Source organism: Rhizobium bangladeshense (genome assembly GCF_001662075.1).
Classification (GTDB): Bacteria; Pseudomonadota; Alphaproteobacteria; order Rhizobiales; family Rhizobiaceae; genus Rhizobium; species Rhizobium bangladeshense_B.
In genome coordinates this window covers 1-495 of the sequence record NZ_LYPL01000123.1, presented here as the reverse complement: position 1 = coordinate 495, position 495 = coordinate 1, and the positions used below count along the sequence as shown (strand labels likewise).

Sequence of the window (495 nt, the reverse complement as noted above, 5' to 3'; positions counted from 1 at the left end):
CCGGCCGATGCACGATTTCCGGCGATTGCCTGATCTTGGCCTTCGTCGTTTCACGCCGGAACTTACGCTTGAAATCCGTGTGGCACACCAGCGCCGTGAACTGGCCCTCGAACTTTTCCAGGATGCGGACGAGGAGCCAGGCGTCTTCAACCTCACACCCAGCATCAAGGATAACCCGGAGACCGTCGGAGCTTTCATCCGGAAAGCCTTGAAAGTGGACTATATGCTTCAGTCTCACTGGCGTGACCCCAGGGTGGCATTCGTTGCATGGCGGTCGAAGATCGAGGATGCGGGCGCACTCGTATTCCAGGCGTCACGGATCGAAAGCGACGAAGCATCGGGGTTTGCCATCTGGGCAGATGCGTTGCCGGTCATGGTCGTAAACCGGAAGGATGCTTATCCACGCCGGGTCTTTTCACTCTTGCATGAGATTGCTCATCTGATGCTGCGGCACAGTGGCGTTTCGGACCCGGAGGCGGACGGTCCGCGTCCGCA

At 58.8% G+C, this 495-nt stretch carries 1 protein-coding gene; it reads left to right on the top strand.

The window, feature by feature from the left end:
- Positions 1-25 precede the first annotated feature (25 nt).
- Positions 26-495: ImmA/IrrE family metallo-endopeptidase (locus tag A7X77_RS31790; RefSeq protein ID WP_197486940.1), on the top strand; the 470-nt coding region annotated here is incomplete at its 3' end.